This window comes from Azospirillum agricola, assembly GCF_020005195.1.
GTDB classification, from domain to species: Bacteria; Pseudomonadota; Alphaproteobacteria; order Azospirillales; family Azospirillaceae; genus Azospirillum; species Azospirillum agricola.
Genome location: NZ_JAIFZR010000005.1, coordinates 473,421 through 492,140 on the forward strand (window position 1 = coordinate 473,421; position 18,720 = coordinate 492,140).

At 65.7% G+C, this 18,720-nt stretch carries 26 protein-coding genes; all 26 read right to left on the minus strand.

Annotated elements, in window-relative coordinates; all coding sequences use genetic code 11:
* Positions 1–136: 136 nt before the first annotated feature.
* The 26 genes from rplO to rpoC all read right to left on the minus strand — a co-directional run bounded on the left by rplO (position 137) and on the right by rpoC (position 18,711).
* A complete protein-coding gene (gene rplO / locus JN22_RS17150) occupies positions 137–625 on the minus strand; it encodes a 50S ribosomal protein L15 (RefSeq protein ID WP_085555117.1) in 489 nt (162 codons plus the stop codon).
* Positions 626–629: 4 nt separating this feature from the next.
* Complete coding sequence (rpmD, locus tag JN22_RS17155) at positions 630–821, minus strand: 50S ribosomal protein L30 (protein ID WP_085555118.1); 192 nt, start codon at positions 819–821, stop codon at positions 630–632.
* Between the two features lie 2 nt (positions 822–823).
* A complete protein-coding gene (gene rpsE / locus JN22_RS17160; RefSeq protein WP_085555119.1) occupies positions 824–1,393 on the minus strand; it encodes a 30S ribosomal protein S5 in 570 nt (189 codons plus the stop codon).
* A gap of 12 nt (positions 1,394–1,405) precedes the next feature.
* Positions 1,406–1,768: a 50S ribosomal protein L18 gene (gene rplR, locus JN22_RS17165; protein ID WP_085555120.1), complete on the minus strand. Its 363-nt coding sequence runs from the start codon at positions 1,766–1,768 to the stop codon at positions 1,406–1,408.
* Between the two features lie 5 nt (positions 1,769–1,773).
* Positions 1,774–2,307, minus strand: coding sequence for a 50S ribosomal protein L6 (gene rplF / locus JN22_RS17170; protein WP_085555121.1), 534 nt, complete (start codon positions 2,305–2,307; stop codon positions 1,774–1,776).
* 12 nt (positions 2,308–2,319) lie between these two features.
* Positions 2,320–2,718, minus strand: coding sequence for a 30S ribosomal protein S8 (gene rpsH, locus JN22_RS17175; protein WP_085555122.1), 399 nt, complete (start codon positions 2,716–2,718; stop codon positions 2,320–2,322).
* A 13-nt stretch (positions 2,719–2,731) separates the two neighbouring features.
* Positions 2,732–3,037 carry a 30S ribosomal protein S14 gene (rpsN, locus tag JN22_RS17180; protein ID WP_085555123.1) on the minus strand — a complete coding sequence of 102 codons (306 nt, stop codon included), beginning with the start codon at positions 3,035–3,037 and terminating at the stop codon, positions 2,732–2,734.
* A 15-nt stretch (positions 3,038–3,052) separates the two neighbouring features.
* On the minus strand, positions 3,053–3,595 hold the full coding sequence (rplE, locus tag JN22_RS17185; protein ID WP_085555124.1) for a 50S ribosomal protein L5: 543 nt from the start codon (positions 3,593–3,595) through the stop codon (positions 3,053–3,055).
* Between the two features lie 10 nt (positions 3,596–3,605).
* Positions 3,606–3,923, minus strand: a complete 318-nt coding sequence (gene rplX, locus JN22_RS17190; RefSeq protein ID WP_085555125.1) for a 50S ribosomal protein L24 — start codon at positions 3,921–3,923, stop codon at positions 3,606–3,608.
* Complete coding sequence (rplN, locus tag JN22_RS17195) at positions 3,923–4,291, minus strand: 50S ribosomal protein L14 (protein WP_085555126.1); 369 nt, start codon at positions 4,289–4,291, stop codon at positions 3,923–3,925. Before rplN ends, rplX begins: the two co-directional genes overlap by 1 nt.
* Positions 4,292–4,310: 19 nt before the next feature.
* Complete coding sequence (gene rpsQ, locus JN22_RS17200) at positions 4,311–4,565, minus strand: 30S ribosomal protein S17 (RefSeq protein WP_085555127.1); 255 nt, start codon at positions 4,563–4,565, stop codon at positions 4,311–4,313.
* A gap of 13 nt (positions 4,566–4,578) precedes the next feature.
* The gene (gene rpmC, locus JN22_RS17205) at positions 4,579–4,785 is read right to left on the minus strand and encodes a 50S ribosomal protein L29 (protein ID WP_085555128.1); all 207 of its coding nucleotides are present in this window, start codon (positions 4,783–4,785) and stop codon (positions 4,579–4,581) included.
* Entirely contained in the window at positions 4,782–5,213 is a 432-nt protein-coding gene (rplP, locus tag JN22_RS17210; protein WP_085555129.1) for a 50S ribosomal protein L16, read from the minus strand. Before rplP ends, rpmC begins: the two co-directional genes overlap by 4 nt.
* Positions 5,214–5,225: 12 nt before the next feature.
* Positions 5,226–5,975, minus strand: coding sequence for a 30S ribosomal protein S3 (gene rpsC / locus JN22_RS17215; protein ID WP_085555130.1), 750 nt, complete (start codon positions 5,973–5,975; stop codon positions 5,226–5,228).
* A complete protein-coding gene (rplV, locus tag JN22_RS17220; RefSeq protein WP_085555131.1) occupies positions 5,975–6,370 on the minus strand; it encodes a 50S ribosomal protein L22 in 396 nt (131 codons plus the stop codon). Before rplV ends, rpsC begins: the two co-directional genes overlap by 1 nt.
* 3 nt (positions 6,371–6,373) lie before the next feature.
* Positions 6,374–6,652, minus strand: a complete 279-nt coding sequence (rpsS, locus tag JN22_RS17225; protein ID WP_012973209.1) for a 30S ribosomal protein S19 — start codon at positions 6,650–6,652, stop codon at positions 6,374–6,376.
* Between the two features lie 12 nt (positions 6,653–6,664).
* Positions 6,665–7,492: a 50S ribosomal protein L2 gene (gene rplB / locus JN22_RS17230; protein ID WP_085555132.1), complete on the minus strand. Its 828-nt coding sequence runs from the start codon at positions 7,490–7,492 to the stop codon at positions 6,665–6,667.
* Positions 7,493–7,508: 16 nt separating this feature from the next.
* Positions 7,509–7,826 (minus strand): 50S ribosomal protein L23, encoded by a 318-nt coding sequence (locus JN22_RS17235; protein ID WP_085555133.1) that lies wholly within the window; start codon positions 7,824–7,826, stop codon positions 7,509–7,511.
* Entirely contained in the window at positions 7,823–8,443 is a 621-nt protein-coding gene (gene rplD, locus JN22_RS17240) for a 50S ribosomal protein L4 (RefSeq protein WP_085555134.1), read from the minus strand. The genes JN22_RS17235 and rplD overlap by 4 nt, the downstream gene beginning before the upstream one ends.
* 5 nt (positions 8,444–8,448) lie before the next feature.
* Positions 8,449–9,159 carry a 50S ribosomal protein L3 gene (rplC, locus tag JN22_RS17245; protein WP_085555135.1) on the minus strand — a complete coding sequence of 237 codons (711 nt, stop codon included), beginning with the start codon at positions 9,157–9,159 and terminating at the stop codon, positions 8,449–8,451.
* Between the two features lie 68 nt (positions 9,160–9,227).
* On the minus strand, positions 9,228–9,536 hold the full coding sequence (gene rpsJ / locus JN22_RS17250) for a 30S ribosomal protein S10 (RefSeq protein ID WP_085555136.1): 309 nt from the start codon (positions 9,534–9,536) through the stop codon (positions 9,228–9,230).
* A 474-nt stretch (positions 9,537–10,010) separates the two neighbouring features.
* Entirely contained in the window at positions 10,011–11,201 is a 1,191-nt protein-coding gene (gene tuf, locus JN22_RS17255; RefSeq protein ID WP_085555137.1) for an elongation factor Tu, read from the minus strand.
* Positions 11,202–11,238: 37 nt separating this feature from the next.
* Complete coding sequence (gene fusA / locus JN22_RS17260; protein ID WP_085555138.1) at positions 11,239–13,317, minus strand: elongation factor G; 2,079 nt, start codon at positions 13,315–13,317, stop codon at positions 11,239–11,241.
* Between the two features lie 27 nt (positions 13,318–13,344).
* Complete coding sequence (gene rpsG / locus JN22_RS17265) at positions 13,345–13,815, minus strand: 30S ribosomal protein S7 (protein WP_085555139.1); 471 nt, start codon at positions 13,813–13,815, stop codon at positions 13,345–13,347.
* Positions 13,816–13,827: 12 nt separating this feature from the next.
* Positions 13,828–14,199 carry a 30S ribosomal protein S12 gene (gene rpsL, locus JN22_RS17270; protein ID WP_012973201.1) on the minus strand — a complete coding sequence of 124 codons (372 nt, stop codon included), beginning with the start codon at positions 14,197–14,199 and terminating at the stop codon, positions 13,828–13,830.
* 339 nt (positions 14,200–14,538) lie between these two features.
* Positions 14,539–18,711 (minus strand): DNA-directed RNA polymerase subunit beta', encoded by a 4,173-nt coding sequence (gene rpoC / locus JN22_RS17275; protein WP_085555140.1) that lies wholly within the window; start codon positions 18,709–18,711, stop codon positions 14,539–14,541.
* Positions 18,712–18,720 lie beyond the last annotated feature (9 nt).

An 18,720-nucleotide genomic window follows, 5' to 3' on the forward strand; every position in this document is an offset into this window, starting at 1 on the left:
TGCGATCCCTGTCCCGTGTGTGCGAGCCCATACGTGCAAAGAGGCGGCACTGCATGACGCAGGCCGCCCCTCGCGACTTCGCTTCTTTTAGTGCCGCCCGGGCCGCCGCGCAAGAGCGGTAGCCCGAGCGGGCACCTTACTCGGCGGCTTCGTCGGCGGCGGGCGCGGGCAGCGTGACGCTGCCACCCGCCTTCTCGACCGCTTCGATGGCCGACTTGGACGCGCCGGCGACGACGAAGGCAACCTTCGTGGTCAGCGCGCCCTTGCCGAGCAGACGGACACCGTCCTTCTTCACCCGGCCGGTGACACCGGCGGCCTGGAGGGCCGCGGCGTCCACGGTCTCGCCGGCGTTCAGCTTGCCGGCGTCGATGGCCTTCTGGACCAGGCCCAGATTCACCACCGAATATTCCTTGGCGAAGATGTTCCGGAAGCCGCGCTTCGGCAGGCGGCGGTGCAGAGGCATCTGCCCGCCTTCGAAGCCGTTGATCGCGACGCCGGTGCGCGAGGTCTGACCCTTCACGCCGCGGCCCGCGGTCTTGCCCTTGCCGGAGCCGATGCCGCGACCGACGCGCATGCGCGCCTTGCGGGCACCGGCGTTGTCACGCAGATCGTTGAGCTTGGTCATGGCATCAGCCCTCGTTCTCGACGCGGACCAGGTGCGCGACCTTGGCGATCATGCCCCGCACGGCCGGAGTGTCCTCCAGCTCGCGGGTCCGGTGCAGCTTGTTGAGACCCAGGCCGACCAGCGTCTCGCGCTGATCGTGCTTGCGCCCGATCGGGCTGCCGGTCTGGGTGATGACGACGGTCTTCTTCTCGGTCATGATCAGGCCTCCTGACCGGCGCCCGCCTCGCGACGGCCGAGGATGTCGCTCACACGACGACCACGGCGCGCCGCGACGGAACGCGGGCTGGTGACCTGGGTCAGGGCGTCGAAGGTCGCCTTGATCATGTTGTGCGGGTTCGACGTGCCGATCGACTTGGTCACGACGTCCTGGACGCCGAGAGCCTCGAAGATCGCGCGCATCGGACCGCCGGCGATGATGCCGGTACCCGCCGGGGCGGCGCGCAGCACAACCTTGCCGGCACCGAAGTGGCCGTTGGAGTCGTGGTGCAGGGTGCGGCCTTCGCGCAGCGGAACGCGGATCATGCCGCGCTTCGCCTGGTCGGTCGCCTTGCGGATCGCTTCCGGCACTTCACGGGCCTTGCCCGATCCGACGCCGACGCGGCCCTTGCCGTCACCAACCACGACCAGAGCGGCGAAGCCGAAGCGACGGCCACCCTTCACCACCTTGGCGACGCGGTTGATCCCGACGAGCTTTTCGATCAGCTCGCTTTCTTCCCGCTCGCGCGGCTGACGGTCACGGTTGTCCCGACCGCCTTGTTCACGTGCCATATCCGGGGCTCCTTAGAACGACAGCCCGCCCTCGCGGGCGGCGTCGGCCAGGGCCTTGACCCGGCCATGGTAGATGTAGCCGCCGCGGTCGAAGACGACCTCGGAGACGCCCGCCGCCTTCGCGCGCTCGGCGATCAGGCCGCCGATGCGCTTGGCCGCCTCGACGTTGCCGCCGTGCTTGAGCTGCTCGCGCAGATCCTTCTCGGCCGACGAGGCCGACGCCAGCGTGCGACCGCTGGCATCGTCGATGAGCTGGGCATAGATGTGCAGATTCGACCGGAAGACCGAGAGGCGAACGCGCCCGCCGGCCTTCTTGGCAATCTGCGTGCGAACGCGCTGCTTGCGACGCTCGTTGAGTTGCTTTGGCTTCAGCATGGCGGTTACTTCTTCTTGCCTTCCTTGCGCAGGACGGTCTCGGTCTCGTACTTGATGCCCTTGCCCTTGTAGGGCTCGGGCTTCTTCCAACCGCGGATCTCCGCGGCGACCTGACCGACCTTGTGCTTGTCGTAGCCCGACACCGAGATCGCGGTCGGCTTGTCGCACTTGATGGCGATGCCTTCCGGGATCGGGTACTTCACGTCGTGCGAGAAGCCGAGCTGCATGACCAGCTCCTTGCCCTGCACGGACGCGCGGTAACCGACGCCGTTGATCTCGAGGTTGATCGTGTAGCCCTGGCTGACACCGGTGACCATGTTGTTGATCAGGGTGCGCGAGGTGGCCCACATGGTGCGGGCCCGCTTGCTGTCGTTTGCCGGCTTCACCACGACCTTGCCGTCTTCCAGCGAGGCCGAGATGTCGTCGATCAGGGTCAGGCTGAGCGAACCCAGCTTGCCCTTGGCCGTCACCAGCTGGCCGTTGACGCTCACGTCAACGCCGGCCGGGACCGCCACAGGATGCTTGCCAATGCGCGACATCGCGAATCCCCCTTAGAACACGCGGCAGAGGACTTCGCCGCCGACGTTGGCAGCGCGGGCCTCGTTGTCCGACATCACGCCGCGCGGAGTCGACAGGATCGACAGACCGAGCCCGTTGAACACGCGGGGCAGGTCGGCGATCTTCGAATAGACGCGGCGGCCGGGCTTGGACACACGGGCGATCTGCTTAATGACAGGCTCGCCTTCGTGGTACTTCAGCTCGATCTTCAGGTTCTTCACGCCGGGGCGCAGCTCTTCCTCGGAATAACCGCGGATGAAACCCTCGCGCTTCAGCACTTCGAGAACATTGGTGCGCAGCTTGGACGCCGGGGACACCACAACGGACATGCGGGCGTGCTGACCGTTGCGGATGCGGGTCAGCATATCGCCGAGCGGATCGCTCAAAGACATTCCTCGACCCTCCTTACCAGCTAGACTTGGTCATGCCCGGGATCTGGCCGGTCGAGGCCAGTTCGCGGAGCATGACGCGGCACAGCTTGAACTTCCGGTAGAACGCGCGCGGGCGGCCGGTGAGTTCGCAGCGGTTACGCAGACGCGTCTTCGACGAGTTGCGCGGCAGTTCGGCCAGCTTGAGGCGGGCGGCGAACTGCTCTTCCGGCGGGAGGGTCTTGTCGCTGGCGATGGCCTTCAGCTTGGCACGCTTGTTGGCGTACTGCTTGGCCAGCTGGGCGCGACGCTTGTTCTTTTCGATGGAACTGGTCTTAGCCATGGTCGTGCTCCAGCCTCAGCTCACGAACGGCATGTCGAAGGCCTTGAGGAGAGCCTTGGCCTCCTTGTCGGTCTTCGCCGAGGTGACGATGATGATGTCCATTCCGCGGATCTGATCGATCTTGTCGTAATCGATTTCCGGGAAAATGATCTGCTCCTTGACGCCCATGGCATAGTTGCCACGACCATCGAAGCTGTTGCCGGGAATGCCGCGGAAGTCGCGGACACGCGGCAGAGCGATCGTCACCAGACGGTCCAGAAACTCGTACATGCGGTCGCGGCGGAGCGTGACCTTGCAGCCGATCGCCATGCCTTCGCGCAGCTTGAACTGGGCGATGGACTTGCGGGACTTGGTCACCACCGGCTTCTGGCCGGCGATGGCGGTCATCTCGGCGACGGCCAGCTGGATCTTCTTGGAGTCGGCAACAGCCTCGCCGACACCCATGTTGATCACGATCTTCTCGATCCGCGGGATCTCCATGTCGTTCTTGTAGCCGAATTCCGACTTCAGAGCGGCGCGGATCTTGGAATCGTAAACTTCTTTGAGACGTGCGGTCATGCCCGGGTCCTCACAGGTCGATGACTTCGCCGGACCGCTTGGCGACACGCACCTTGCGGCCATCCTCAAGGACCTTGAAGCCGACGCGGGTCGGCTTCCCATCCTTGGGATCGGCATGGGCCAGGTTCGAGGCGTGGATCGGTGCTTCGAACTCGACGATACCGCCCTGCGAGCGGGCGCTGGGACGCTGGTGCTTCTTGACCAGGTTCACGCCCTGCACGACGACGCGGTCCTCCTTGGGGAGGACCTTGATCACTTCGCCGGTCTTGCCCTTGTCGCGGCCGGCCAGGACGACGACCTTGTCCTTGGTCTTGATCTTGGCAGCCATCACAGCACCTCCGGCGCCAGCGAGATGATCTTCATGAACTTCTTGCCGCGCAGCTCGCGAGTGACCGGCCCGAAGATACGGGTGCCGATCGGCTCGCCCTGCTTGTTGATCAGCACGGCGGCGTTCCGGTCGAAACGGATCGCCGAGCCGTCGTCACGGCGCAGTTCCTTGGCGGTGCGGACGATGACGGCACGATGCACGTCGCCCTTCTTGACGCGACCCTTCGGAATGGCTTCCTTGACCGAGACGACGATGACGTCGCCCACGGTCGCAACCTTCCGCTTGGACCCGCCAAGCACTTTGATGCACTGCACCCGGCGCGCCCCACTGTTGTCGGCGACTTCCAGGTTGGTTTGCATCTGGATCATGGTTTATGACCTTTCGTTATCACGCGGCGCCGGTGTCGGCGGCCGCTTCGATCACGACCGTCCAACGCTTGCGCTTGGAGATCGGACGGCATTCGATGATCGAAACCGTATCGCCGACCTTGAACTGGTTGCCCTCGTCGTGGGCGGCGTACTTCTTCGACTGGCGAATGAACTTCTTGTACACGGGGTGCATGACGCGGCGCTCGACGAGAACCGTGACGGTCTTGTCGCCCTTGTCGCTGACCACCGTGCCCTGCATAACGCGGCGAGGCATTGAAATTACCCCCTTACTTGCCGGCGTCGGCGGCGCGGGCGCGCTCGCCGATGATGGTCTTGATGCGGGCGATGTCGCGACGCACCACGTTCACCCGCGCCGTGTTCTCCAGCTGGCCGGAGGCCTTCTGGAAACGCAGGTTGAACTGTTCCTTCTTGAGCTGGATGAGCTGATCGTTCAGCTCATCCGCGCTCTTCGTACGAATGTCTACGGCCTTCATGCCGCGCCCTCCTCGACACCGCCGAGGCGGGTCACCAGCTTGACCTTGATCGGCAGCTTCGCAGCCGCCAAAGCGAAGGCGGTTTTTGCCACATCCGCCGGCACGCCGTCCAGCTCAAACAGGATGCGGCCCGGCTTGACGCGCGCCGCCCAGTATTCCGGCGTGCCCTTACCGGAGCCCATGCGGACTTCGGCGGGCTTCGTCGACACCGGCAGGTCCGGGAACACCCGGATCCAGACGCGGCCCTGACGCTTCATCGCACGGGTGATCGCGCGGCGGGCCGCCTCGATCTGGCGGGCGGTGATGCGCTCCGGCTCCAGGGCCTTCAGGCCGAAGGCGCCGAAGTTCAGGTCGGTGCCACCCTTGGCGTTGCCATGGATGCGGCCCTTGTGGGCCTTGCGGTATTTCGTGCGCTTGGGAGAAAGCATCGCTCGGCCCCTTTACTCGCGTTCGGAGCGCTCGGAGCGCTCGCGGCGGTCGCGACGATCATGACGATCGCGGCGCGGCTCGCCATCGGTCGACACCGGCTCGGAGCCCATGCGCTTGTCCTGCGCCATCGGGTCGTGAGCCATGATCTCGCCCTTGAACACCCAGACCTTGACACCGCAGGTGCCGTAGGTGGTCTTGGCGGTGCCCACACCGTAGTCGATGTCGGCGCGCAGGGTGTGCAGCGGAACGCGGCCCTCGCGGTACCACTCCATGCGGGCGATCTCCGCCCCGCCCAGACGGCCGGAGCAGTTGATCCGGATGCCCTGGGCACCGAGGCGCATCGCGGACTGCACGGCGCGCTTCATGGCGCGACGGAAGGCCACGCGGCGCTCCAGCTGGCTGGCGATGTTCTCGGCGATGAGACGGGCGTCGATCTCCGGCTTGCGGATCTCGACGATGTTCAGGCTCACCTCGCTGCCGGTCATCTTCGACAGCTCGAGACGCAGCTTCTCGATGTCCGCGCCCTTCTTGCCGATCACCACGCCCGGACGGGCCGAGTGGATGGTGATGCGGGCCTTCTTGGCCGGACGCTCGATGATGACGCGCGACACGCCGGCCTGCTGCAGGCGACCCTGCAGGTAACCGCGCAGCTTCAGGTCCTGATGCAGCAGGTTGGAGTAGTCGCGCTTGGCGAACCACCGGCTGTCCCAGGTGCGGTTGATGCCGACGCGCAGCCCGATCGGATTGACTTTCTGACCCATTACTCGGCCCCTTCGGCAACGGCGGCGTCACGCTCGCGGACGATGATCGTCAGGTTGCTGAACAGCTTCTCGACCCGGGCGCCACGGCCGCGGGCACGGGCGTGGAAGCGCTTCATCACCAGAGCGCGACCGACCGTCGCCGACGACACGTAGAGACGGTCGACGTCGAGCTGGTGGTTGTTCTCGGCGTTCGCGATCGCGGCCTGTAGGACCTTCTTCACCTCGCCGGCGATGCGGCGCTTGGAGAAGGTCAACTCGGCCACGGCGCGGCTGGCGTCCATGTTCCGGATCAGCTGGGCGACGAGGTTGAGCTTCCGCGGGCTGGTGCGGATCATCGGATTGCGGGCCAGAGCCTCGTTCTCCTCGACCCGGCTGGGATTGGCAGACTTGCCCATGGGTTACTTCCTCTTCGCCTTCTTGTCCGCCGCGTGACCGTAGAAGGTCCGCGTCGGAGCGAACTCGCCGAACTTGTGACCGATCATGTGCTCGGTGACGAGAACCGGCAGGAACTTGTGGCCGTTGTAGACGCCGAACGTCAGACCCACGAACTGCGGCAGGATGGTCGAGCGACGCGACCAGATCTTGATGATCTCGTTGCGACCCGAAGCCCGGCTCTTGTCCGCCTTCTTGAGCAGATAGCCGTCGACGAACGGGCCTTTCCAAACGGAGCGTGCCATCGTTCGACCTCCTTACTTCGAATGACGGCGGCGCAGGATCAGGCCATCCGTCTTCTTGTTGTGACGCGTCTTCTTGCCCTTGGTCGGCTTGCCCCACGGGGTGACCGGATGACGGCCGCCCGAGGTGCGGCCTTCACCACCGCCGTGCGGGTGGTCGATCGGGTTCATGGCGACGCCACGGACCGACGGACGGACACCCAGCCAGCGCTTGCGGCCGGCCTTGCCGAGGTTGGTGTTCATCTGGTCGGGGTTCGACACAGCACCCAGGGTCGCCATGCACTCGCCGCGCACCACGCGAAGCTCGCCCGAGGGCAGCTTCAGCTGGGCGTAGCCGCCGTCACGGCCGACGAGCTGGAGGTAGGTGCCCGCGGAGCGCGCGACCTGACCGCCCTTGCCGGGCTTCAGCTCGACGTTGTGGACGATGGAGCCGACCGGGATGCTCTTGAGGGGCATCGCGTTGCCGGGCTTCACGTCGACCTTCTCGCCCGAGATGACCGTGTCGCCGACCTTCAGGCGCTGCGGCGCCAGGATGTAGGACAGCGTCCCATCCTGGTACTTGATCAGCGCGATGAAGGCGGTGCGGTTCGGGTCGTATTCCAGCCGCTCGACGGTGGCCGGAACGTCGAACTTGCGACGCTTGAAGTCCACCAGACGGTAGACGCGCTTGTGACCGCCACCCATCCGGCGCGCGGTGATGCGGCCGGTGTTGTTGCGGCCGCCGGACTTGGTCAGGCCCTCGGTGAGGGACTTGACCGGCTTGCCCTTCCACAGCTCCGAGCGGTCGACGATGACCAGCTGGCGGAGCGAGGGAGTAATCGGGCGGTATTGCTTCAGAGCCATCGGATCACACTCCCGCTCAGATGCCCGTGGTCACGTCGATCTTGTTGCCCTCGGCGAGGGTAACAATGGCCTTCTTGAAGTCCGACCGACGGCCCATGATGCCGCGGAACCGCTTGGTCTTGCCCTTGGAGATCAGGGTGTTGACCGCGGTCACCTTGACGTTGAAGAGGCCTTCAACGGCGGCCTTGATCTCCGGCTTGGTGGCCGTGAGCGGCACGCGGAAGGTGACCTGGTTGTGCTCCGACACCAGCGTCGACTTCTCGGTGATGACCGGAGCGAGGATGAGATCGTACATCCGCTCCTGGCTAACCGAAGGTTTCGACCGATTGCTCATTTCAGGCGAGCCTCCAGTTGCTCGACCGCGTTGCGGGTCAGGACCAGCGTGTCGCGGCGGAGGATGTCGTAGACGTTCGCGCCCTGCTCCGGGAGCAGGTCGATCAGCGGGATGTTGCGCGACGCCTTGGCGAAATTCTCGTCCAGGTTCGAGCCATCGATGATCAGCGCCGAGGTCAGGCCGAGGGTGGCGAGACGAACTGCCAACTCCTTGGTCTTGTGGCTGTCGGAGGAAGCGGCGTCGAGGACGACCAGCTTGCCTTCGGCGGCCTTGGCCGACAGGGCGGTCTTCAGGGCCAGCTTGCGGACCTTCTTGGTCAGGTCATGCTCGTGCGAGCGGACGACCGGGCCGAAGATGGTGGCGCCGCCGCGGAACTGCGCGGAACGGATGGAACCCTGACGAGCGCGGCCGGTGCCCTTCTGCCCGTAGGGCTTCTTGGTCGTGCCGGAGATCTCGCTGATGCCCTTGGTCTTGTGGTTGCCGGAGCGGCGCTTGGCCAGCTGCCAGTTCACCATGCGGGCCAGCAGGTCGGTGCGGGCCGGCAGACCGAACACGGCGTCCGACAGCTCGATCTCGCCGACGGCTTCGTTGTTCAGATTCTTGATCGTGGCCTTCATGGCGCTCACTCCTGCGACTCGGCCGGGGCTTCCGCCGCCGGAGCCGACTTGACGGCCGCCGGGAAGGGCAGGCCTTCCGGCGCCTTCTTCTTCACGGCGTCGCGGATGCGCAGCCAGCCGCCCTCGGCGCCGGGGACGGCACCCTTCAGCAGGATCAGACCACGGGCCTCGTCGACCGACACGACCTGTAGGTTCAGGACCGTGACCTTCTCGTCGCCGAGATGGCCGGCCATCTTCTTGTTCTTGAAGACCTTGCCGGGATCCTGACGGTTGCCCGTCGAACCGTGCGAGCGGTGCGACACCGACACGCCGTGCGTGGCGCGCAGACCACCGAAGTTCCAGCGCTTCATCGCACCGGCAAAGCCCTTGCCGATGGAGGTGCCGGTGACGTCGACATACTGGCCGGCGACGAAGTGGCTGACCGAGATCTCGGCGCCGACTTCGATCAGGGCATCGGCGTCGACGCGGAACTCGGCGAGCTTGCGCTTCGGTTCCACACGCGCCTTGGCGAAATGCCCACGCTCAGGCTTGTTGACGTTCTTGACCTTGATGGCACCCGCGCCGAGCTGGACGGCGGTGTAGCCATCCTTGTCCTCGGTGCGAACGGCGACGACCTGGCAGTTGTCGACTTTCAGCACAGTGACCGGAACATGCTGGCCGTCGTCCGTGAAGACGCGGGTCATGCCGACCTTCTGCGCGATCAAACCGGATCGCATTGTTCTTTATCTCCTGACCAGGGACATCCGCTTTACCGGAGAGGTCCCTCACCAAACCGGAAAAAAACTCAGAGCTTGATCTCGACATCCACGCCGGCGGCGAGGTCGAGCTTCATCAGCGCGTCCACCGTCTGCGGCGTCGGATCGACGATGTCGAGCAGACGCTTGTGGGTGCGGATCTCGAACTGCTCGCGCGACTTCTTGTCGATGTGCGGCGAGCGGTTCACGGTAAACTTCTCGATTTGCGTCGGCAGCGGGATCGGGCCCCGCACGCGCGCGCCGGTCCGCTTGGCGGTGTTGACGATCTCGCTGGTCGACTGGTCGAGCACGCGATGATCGAACGCCTTCAGGCGGATGCGGATGTTCTGGCTGTCCATGTCCAAACGTCCCTTGCACCTCGTAGCGGTGACGCGGACGCGCCACCGGAACCTCTTCACAAACTTCCGCGAACCGCAGGCGACGAGACGCCGCGCGCCGTTCCACCGAAGCGGGCGACGGGCGACTCTTCCGACCGATGCGACGGGCCGATACGAAAAAGAACATCCCCCGCGCGGCAAGGCGCGGAAGGGATGTTCCGGTCGGCGGATGCGCGCCCCAACCCATCGTCGGGGCGCGCCTTGCCGTTCGTCATCGGGCTGCGTCTAGGCCGAACCTGCCTACCACCAACCCAAAATCCAGAGGGCGTAATCTCTATGTTGTCGCAGCCCCCGTGTCAATCCTGATTCTCCCCGCTGCGGGAAGAAGAGGATCGGCACGGGGGCTGCTGGGAAGAGACGGCGCCCGATGGCTAGAACCCTGCGAGCAGGGGCGGGCCGGCGAACCGATCCACCCCAAACCGCGATACCGAAAGCTTACTCGACGATCTTGGCAACGACGCCGGCGCCGACGGTGCGACCACCCTCACGGATGGCGAAACGCAGGCCCTCGTCCATGGCGATCGGGGCGATCAGCGCCACGTCCATGGCGATGTTGTCGCCCGGCATCACCATCTCGACGCCTTCCGGCAGCGACACCATCCCCGTCACGTCGGTCGTGCGGAAATAGAACTGCGGACGGTAGTTGGTGAAGAACGGCGTGTGGCGGCCGCCCTCTTCCTTCGTCAGGATGTAGGCCTCGGCCTTGAACTTGGTGTGCGGGGTGATCGAGCCCGGCTTGGCCAGGACCTGGCCGCGCTCGACGTCCTCGCGCTTGGTGCCGCGCAGCAGCGCGCCGATGTTGTCGCCCGCCTGGCCCGACTCGAGCAGCTTGCGGAACATCTCGACGCCGGTCACCGTCGTCTTCACCGTCGCCTTCAGGCCGACGATCTCGACTTCCTCGCCGACCTTGACGATGCCGCGCTCGACGCGGCCGGTCACCACGGTGCCGCGGCCCGAGATCGAGAACACGTCCTCGATCGGCATCAGGAACGGACGGTCGACCGGACGCTCCGGCTGCGGGATGTACTCATCCACCGTCTTCATCAGGGCGAGAACGGCGTCACGGCCGATCTCCGGCGAACGGTCTTCCAGCGCGCACAGGGCCGAGCCCTTGGTGATCGGAATGTCGTCGCCCGGGAACTGGTAGGACGAGAGCAGCTCGCGCACTTCCAGCTCGACCAGCTCCAGCAGCTCCGGATCGTCGACCATGTCGACCTTGTTCATGAACACCACCAGCGCCGGCACGCCGACCTGGCGGGCCAGCAGGATGTGCTCGCGGGTCTGCGGCATCGGGCCGTCGGCGGCCGACACGACCAGGATCGCGCCGTCCATCTGGGCGGCGCCGGTGATCATGTTCTTCACATAGTCGGCGTGGCCGGGGCAGTCGACGTGCGCGTAGTGGCGGTTGGTCGTCTCGTACTCGACGTGGGCGGTCGAGATCGTGATACCGCGCGCCTTCTCTTCCGGCGCCTTGTCGATCTGATCGTAGGCGGTGAAGGTCGCGCCGCCGGACTCCGCCAGCACCTTCGTGATCGCCGCCGTCAGCGACGTCTTGCCGTGGTCGACGTGGCCGATCGTGCCAACGTTGCAGTGCGGCTTGTTCCGCTCGAACTTTGCCTTAGCCATGGTCGGTCTCTCCGTTTCTCAATCGTTCCAGCGGTTTTCAGGCCACCTTGGCGCGGACGCCGTCCGCGATGGCCTGTGGCACCGGCTCATAATGGTCGAACTGCATGCTGTACTGCGCGCGGCCCTGGCTCATCGAGCGCAGGGAGTTCACATAACCGAACATGGACGCCAGGGGAACCAACCCCGTGACGACCTGCGCGTTGCCGCGCAGGTCCATGCCGGTGATCTGCCCCCGGCGGCCGTTCAGGTCGCCGATCACGTCACCCATATAGTCTTCCGGCGTGATGATTTCGACCCGCATCAGCGGCTCCAGCAGCACCGGCGCGGCCTTCGCCAGCCCGTCGCGGGCGGCGGCGCGGGTCGCCAGCTCGAAAGCCAGGGTCGAGGAATCGACGTCGTGGAAGGCGCCGTCGGTCAGCGTCGCCTTGACGTCCACCGTCGGGAAGCCGGCAACGACACCGCCATCGCGCAGCGCCTCGAGCCCCTTCTGCACCCCGGCGACGAACTCCTTGGGCACCGCGGCCGCGGCGGCACGGTTCTCGAACACGAAGCCCGACCCCGGCGCCAGCGGCTCGAAGGCGAGGGCGACACGGGCGAACTGCGCACGGTCGCCGGTCTGCCGGCGGTGCGTGTGGTCGATCTCGGCCTTGCGGGTGATCGTCTCGCGGTAGGCGACCTTCGGCGTTCCGACCGCCGCGTCGACGCGGAATTCGCGCTTCATGCGGTCGACGACGATTTCCAGATGCAGCTCGCCCATGCCGCGGAGGATGGTCTGGCCGTTCTCGCGGTCCACCGACACCTGCAGCGACGGATCCTCCTGGATCAGCTTGCCGAGCGCGGCACTCATCCGGTCATGGTCGGAGTCGGTGCGCGGCTCGACCACCACCTCGATGACCGGCTCCGGAACGTCCATCCGCTCCAGCACGATCGGCTTGGCCGGGTCGCACAGCGTGTCGCCGGTGCCGGTGAACTCCAGCCCGGCGAAGGCGACGATGTCGCCGGTGTGGGCGCGCTCGATGTCCTCGCGGCTGTTGGCGTGCATCAGCAGCATGCGGCCGATCTTCTCGCGCTCGCCCTTCACCGGGTTGACCACGGTGTCACCGACGCCGACCGTGCCGGAATAGACCCGGAAGAAGGTCAGCGGCCCGACATAGGGGTCGTTCATCACCTTGAAGGCGAGGCCGGAAAAGGGCGCGTCGTCATTGGCCGCGCGCTCGTCCGTTCCGGCGCCGCCGACATGGTGGCCCTTGATGGCACCGATGTCGACCGGGGCCGGCAGGTAATCGACCACGGCGTCCAGCATCGGCTGGATGCCCTTGTTGCGGAAGGCGGAGCCGCAGAGAACCGGAACGAAGGCGCCGGCGATCGTGCCCTTGCGGATGCAGGCGCGCAACGTCTCGGGCGAGGGTTCCGCGCCGCTTTCCAGATAGGCGGACGTGGCCGCCTCGTCGAGGTCGAGCACGGCGTCGAGCAGCGCCTGGCGCGCCTGGTCCGCCGCCGCCCTCAGATCCTCGGGAATTTCAGTGTGGTAGAATTCCGCGCCCAGCGTCTCGGTCTTCCAGACGGTGGCGCGCATCTCCACCAGATCGACGACGCCGACGAAGGCGGCCTCGGATCCGATGGGCAGTTGCAGGACCAGCGGGACCACGCCCAGCCGCTCCCTCATCATCGCGACGCAGCCGTCGAAATCAGCGCCGACGCGGTCCATCTTGTTGATGAAGCCCATGCGCGGCACGCCGTACTTGTCGGCCTGCCGCCACACGGTTTCCGTCTGGGGCTCCACCCCCGCCACCGAATCGAAAATGGCGACGGCACCATCAAGCACGCGCAGCGACCGTTCGACCTCGATGGTGAAGTCGACGTGGCCGGGCGTGTCGATGATGTTGATGCGGTGGTCGCGCCAGAAGCAGGTCGTCGCCGCCGAGGTGATCGTGATTCCCCGCTCCTGCTCCTGCTCCATCCAGTCCATGACGGCGGTGCCGTCATTGACCTCGCCCATCCGATAGGATTTGCCGGTGTAGAACAGGATGCGCTCGGTCGTCGTCGTCTTCCCGGCATCGATGTGGGCCATGATGCCGATGTTGCGGTAACGGTCGAGAGCGTGCGAGCGGGGCATGAACGATCACCCGGAGCGACGGTGGCCTTACCAGCGGTAGTGCGAGAACGCCTTGTTGGCTTCCGCCATGCGGTGCGTGTCTTCGCGCTTCTTGACGGCGGTGCCGCGCTGGTTGGCGGCATCGAGCAGCTCACCCGACAGACGCTCGGTCATGGTGTTTTCCGAGCGGGCGCGGGCGGCGCTGATCAGCCAGCGGATGGCCAGGGCCTGGGCGCGGTCCGAGCGAACCTCGACCGGAACCTGGTAGGTCGCACCGCCGACGCGGCGCGAGCGAACTTCCAGGTGCGGCTTCACGTTGGCGAGCGCGTCGTGGAAGACCTGAACGGGATCGTTCTTGGTCTTGACCTCGATGCGGCCGAGCGCGCCGTAGACGATGCCTTCGGCGGCCGACTTCTTGCCGTCCAGCATCAGGCAGTTCATGAACTTGGTCAGAACACGGTCGCCGTACTTGGCGTCCGGCAGGACTTCACGCTTCTCGGCGCGATGACGACGGGACATCGTGAGTTCTCCTTACTTCGGACGCTTCGCGCCGTACTTCGACCGGCGCTGCTTACGATCCTTGACGCCCTGGGTATCCAGCGTGCCGCGAATGATGTGGTAGCGCACGCCGGGAAGATCCTTCACACGGCCGCCACGGATCATGACCACCGAGTGTTCCTGAAGGTTGTGGCCTTCACCCGGGATGTAGCTGGTCACCTCGAAGCCGTTCGTCAGACGAACGCGGGCGACCTTACGAAGGGCCGAGTTCGGCTTCTTCGGCGTGGTGGTGTAGACACGGGTGCACACGCCGCGCTTCTGCGGGCAGGCCTCCATGGCCGGAACCTTGTTGCGCGCGGCCAACGGCTCGCGCGGCTTACGGATCAACTGGTTGATCGTCGGCATAGCTGCCCTTTATCCCTTCAAGACGATTCGTCCGGCGGAGCCGGACGATGCAAAAGCCCGCCTGCGAAGCGTTGCCGCTTCGAGCGGGCCGAATGAGCAAACGCCGACCAAATCGCTTCGACCGGCTATGTCGATGGGTTCATCCGGATGGCCATGAGCGGATACACTCCGCCCCAGGGTCCCTTTGAAGTTCGCGGACTATAGGGAAGCGGCCAAGGGGCGTCAAGCAAGCATTTCAGCGGATTGCGCCGTGATTTGCGGGTTTTCCGGCGCTCCGAAAGCGAAGGGGCGCGTCCCTCGCGGAACGCGCCCCCTGCCCTACCCTTATGACGGAGGCCGTCAGGCCGCCGTGCTTTCCTCACCGGGCTGCGGCAGGGCCGGAGTGTCCTCCGCGATGCCGCTTTCCAGCTCCGCCTCGCGGTCGCGCTCGGCGGCGATCTGCTTCAGGCGGTTCACCACGGAGCCGGTGCCGGCCGGGATCAGGCGGCCGACGATGACGTTCTCCTTCAGGCCTTCCAGATTGTCGACCTTGCCGCCGACGGCCGCTTCCGTGAGGACGCGGGTGGTTTCCTGGAACGACGCGGCCGAGATGAAGGAACGCGTCTGTAGGCTGGCCTTGGTGATGCCCTGTAGCACCGGGTGGCCTGCGGCGATCTGCAGGCCTTCGGCGGCGGTCTTCTCGTTCTCCTCGTCGAACTCCTGACGGTCCACCTGCTCGCCCACCAGGAAGGTGGTCTCGCCGGCGTCGGTGATCTCGACCTTCTGCAGCATCTGGCGGACGATCACCTCGATGTGCTTGTCGTTGATCTTCACGCCCTGCAACCGGTAGACGTCCTGGATCTCGTTGATGAGGTAGTTGGCCAGAGCCTCCACGCCCATCACCGCCAGGATGTCGTGCGGCACCGGGTTGCCGTCCATCAGCAGGTCGCCGCGCTCGACGTAATCGCCCTCCTGCACCGAGATGTGCTTGCCCTTCGGGATCAGATACTCCTTCTCGTCCCCCGATTCGTCGTTGCGGACGACGATGCGGCGCTTGGTCTTGTAGTCCTTCCCGAACTCGACGCGGCCGCTCATCTCCGAGATGATCGCGAAGTCCTTCGGACGGCGCGCCTCGAACAGCTCGGCCACGCGCGGCAGACCGCCCGTGATGTCGCGGGTCTTCGACGATTCGCGCGGGATACGGGCCAGCACGTCGCCGGCCTGGACCTCGGCGCCGTTCTCCACCGAGAGGATGGCGTCCACCGACATGAAGTAGCGGGCTTCCAGGCCGTTCGGCAGGGTGATCAGCTCACCCCGGTCGTCGACCAGCGCGATGCGCGGCTTCAGATCGGCACCGCGCGGCTGCTGGCGCCAATCCACCACCACCTTCGAGCTGATGCCCGTCGCCTCGTCCATCACCTCGCGCATGGAGATGCCTTCCACGAGGTCGATGTAGCGGGCGGTGCCGGCGCGCTCGGTGATGATCGGCAGGGTGTAGGGGTCCCACTCGGCCAGCTTCTGGCCACGCTCGACCTTGACGTCGTCGTCGGCCAGCAGCTTGGCGCCGTAGGGCACGCGGTGACGCGCCCGCTCACGGCCCTGCTCGTCGAGCAGGACGACCTCGGTGCTGCGGCCCATGACCACCGGGATGCCGGACGAGTTGATGACGACGTTGCGGTTGTTGATCCGCACCGTACCGTCGAACACCGCCTCGACCTGGCTCTGCTCCGCGCCGCGCTGCGCCGCACCACCGATGTGGAAGGTGCGCATCGTCAGCTGGGTGCCGGGCTCGCCGATCGACTGCGCCGCGATGACGCCGACCGCCTCGCCGGTGTTCACCAGCGTGCCACGGGCCAGATCGCGGCCGTAGCACTTGGCGCAGACGCCGTCCTTGGTCTCGCAGGTCAGCACCGAGCGGATGAACACGCTGTCGATGCCTGAGCGCTCGACGCGGTCGACCGTCGGCTCGTCGATCAGGCCGCCGTCCTCGATGATCAGCTCGCCGTTCAGCGGGTCGATCACGTCGCCGACCGCGGTGCGGCCGAGGATGCGGTCGCCCAGCGGCGAGATGACCTCGCCGCCGTCGATCACCGCCTTGACGGTGATGCCCTTGGTCGTGCCGCAGTCATGCTCGACGATGATGGCGTCCTGCGCCACGTCGACGAGACGGCGGGTGAGGTAACCGGAGTTCGCCGTCTTCAAGGCGGTATCGGCCAGACCCTTGCGGGCGCCGTGGGTGGAGTTGAAGTACTCCAGCACGGTCAGGCCTTCCTTGAAGTTCGAGATGATCGGCGTCTCGATGATCTCGCCCGACGGCTTGGCCATCAGGCCGCGCATGCCGGCGAGCTGGCGGATCTGCGCGGCGGAACCGCGGGCGCCGGAGTGGGCCATCATGTACACCGAGTTGACCGGCTTGCCGGCCTCGGTGGTCGAGATGGCCTTCATCATCTCGGAGGCGACCTTCTCGGTGCACTCCGACCAGACGTCGACGACCTTGTTGTACTTCTCGCCCTGGGTGATCAGGCCGTCGAGATACTGCTGCTCGAACTCCTTCACCCGCTCCTTCGACTCGTTGACCAGACGGGTCTTGGCCTCGGGGATGACCATGTCGTCCTTGCCGAACGAGATGCCGGCGCGGCAGGCGTGGCCGAAGCCCAGCTTCATCAGCCGGTCGGCGAAGATCACCGTCTCCTTCTGGCCGCAATGGCGGTAGACGGCGTCGATGACGTTGCCGACGTCCTTCTTGGTCAGCACGCGGTTGATCAGCGAGAACGGCACGTTGGGATGACGCGGCAGGATCTCCGACATCAGCATGCGGCCGGGGGTCGTCTCGACGATCGAGATCTTCTCGTTGCCCTCGTCGTCGACGCCGACGTAGCGCGCCTTGATCTTGGCGTGGATCGACAGGACCTTGGCGTTCAGCGCCTGCTCGATCTCCGAGACGTTGGCGAACACCATGTTCTCGCCCCGCTCACCGGGGCGGTCCATCGAAATGTAGTAGATGCCGAGCACGATGTCCTGCGACGGCACGATGATCGGCTTGCCGTTGGCGGGCGACAGGATGTTGTTGGTCGACATCATCAGGACGCGCGCTTCCAGCTGCGCTTCGAGCGACAGCGGGACGTGCACGGCCATCTGGTCGCCGTCGAAGTCGGCGTTGAAGGCGGTGCAGACCAGCGGGTGCAGCTGGATCGCCTTGCCCTCGATCAGCGTCGGCTCGAAGGCCTGGATGCCCAGACGGTGCAGGGTCGGCGCGCGGTTCAGCATCACCGGATGCTCGCGGATGACCTCCTCCAGGATGTCCCAGACCTCGGGACGCTCCTTCTCCACCATCCGCTTGGCGGCCTTGATGGTCGAGGCCAACCCGTACAGCTCCAGCTTGGCGTAGATGAAGGGCTTGAACAGCTCCAGCGCCATCTTCTTCGGCAGGCCGCACTGGTGCAGCTTCAGCTCCGGACCGACGACGATGACCGAACGGCCCGAGTAATCGACGCGCTTGCCGAGCAGGTTCTGACGGAAGCGGCCCTGCTTGCCCTTGAGCATGTCGGATAGCGACTTCAGCGGACGCTTGTTGGCGCCGGTGATGACGCGGCCACGGCGGCCGTTGTCGAACAGCGCATCAACCGCTTCCTGAAGCATGCGCTTCTCGTTGCGGACGATGATGTCCGGCGCCTTCAGCTCGATCAGCCGCTTGAGGCGGTTGTTGCGGTTGATGACGCGGCGGTACAGGTCGTTCAGATCCGAGGTGGCGAAGCGGCCGCCGTCGAGCGGGACCAGCGGACGCAGCTCGGGCGGGATCACCGGAACGACTTCCAGGATCATCCACTCGGGCCGCGACTGCGAGGCCATGAAGGCGTCGATCAGCTTGAGGCGCTTGACCAGCTTCTTGCGCTTGGCTTCGGAGTTGGTGTCGCGCAGCTCCTCGCGGCAGGTCTTCTTCTCTTCCTCGAGGTCGAGCGCGGACAGCATGATGCGCAGCGCCTCCGCCCCGATCGAGGCGGTGAAGGCGTCCTCGCCATACTCGTCCTGGGCGTTCATGAAGTCTTCCTCGCTGAGCAGCGAATGCAGCTTCAGCGGGGTCAGGCCCGGCTCGATGACGACGTAGTTCTCGAAATAGAGGATGCGCTCCAGATCCTTGAGCGTCATGTCGAGCAGCAGGCCGATGCGGCTCGGCAGCGACTTCAGGAACCAGATGTGCGCGACCGGCGAGGCCAGCTCGATGTGGCCCATGCGCTCGCGCCGGACCTTCGACAGCGTGACCTCGACGCCGCACTTCTCGCAGATGATGCCGCGGTACTTCATGCGCTTGTACTTGCCGCACAAGCACTCGTAGTCCTTGATCGGGCCGAAGATCCGCGCGCAGAACAGACCGTCGCGCTCCGGCTTGAAGGTGCGGTAGTTGATGGTTTCCGGCTTCTTGATCTCGCCGAACGACCAGGAGCGGATGCGCTCGGGGCTGGCGATCTGGATGCGGATCTGGTCGAAGCTCTGGGGGCCCTGGACCTGGCCGAAAATATTCATCAACTCGTTCATGACCGTCTC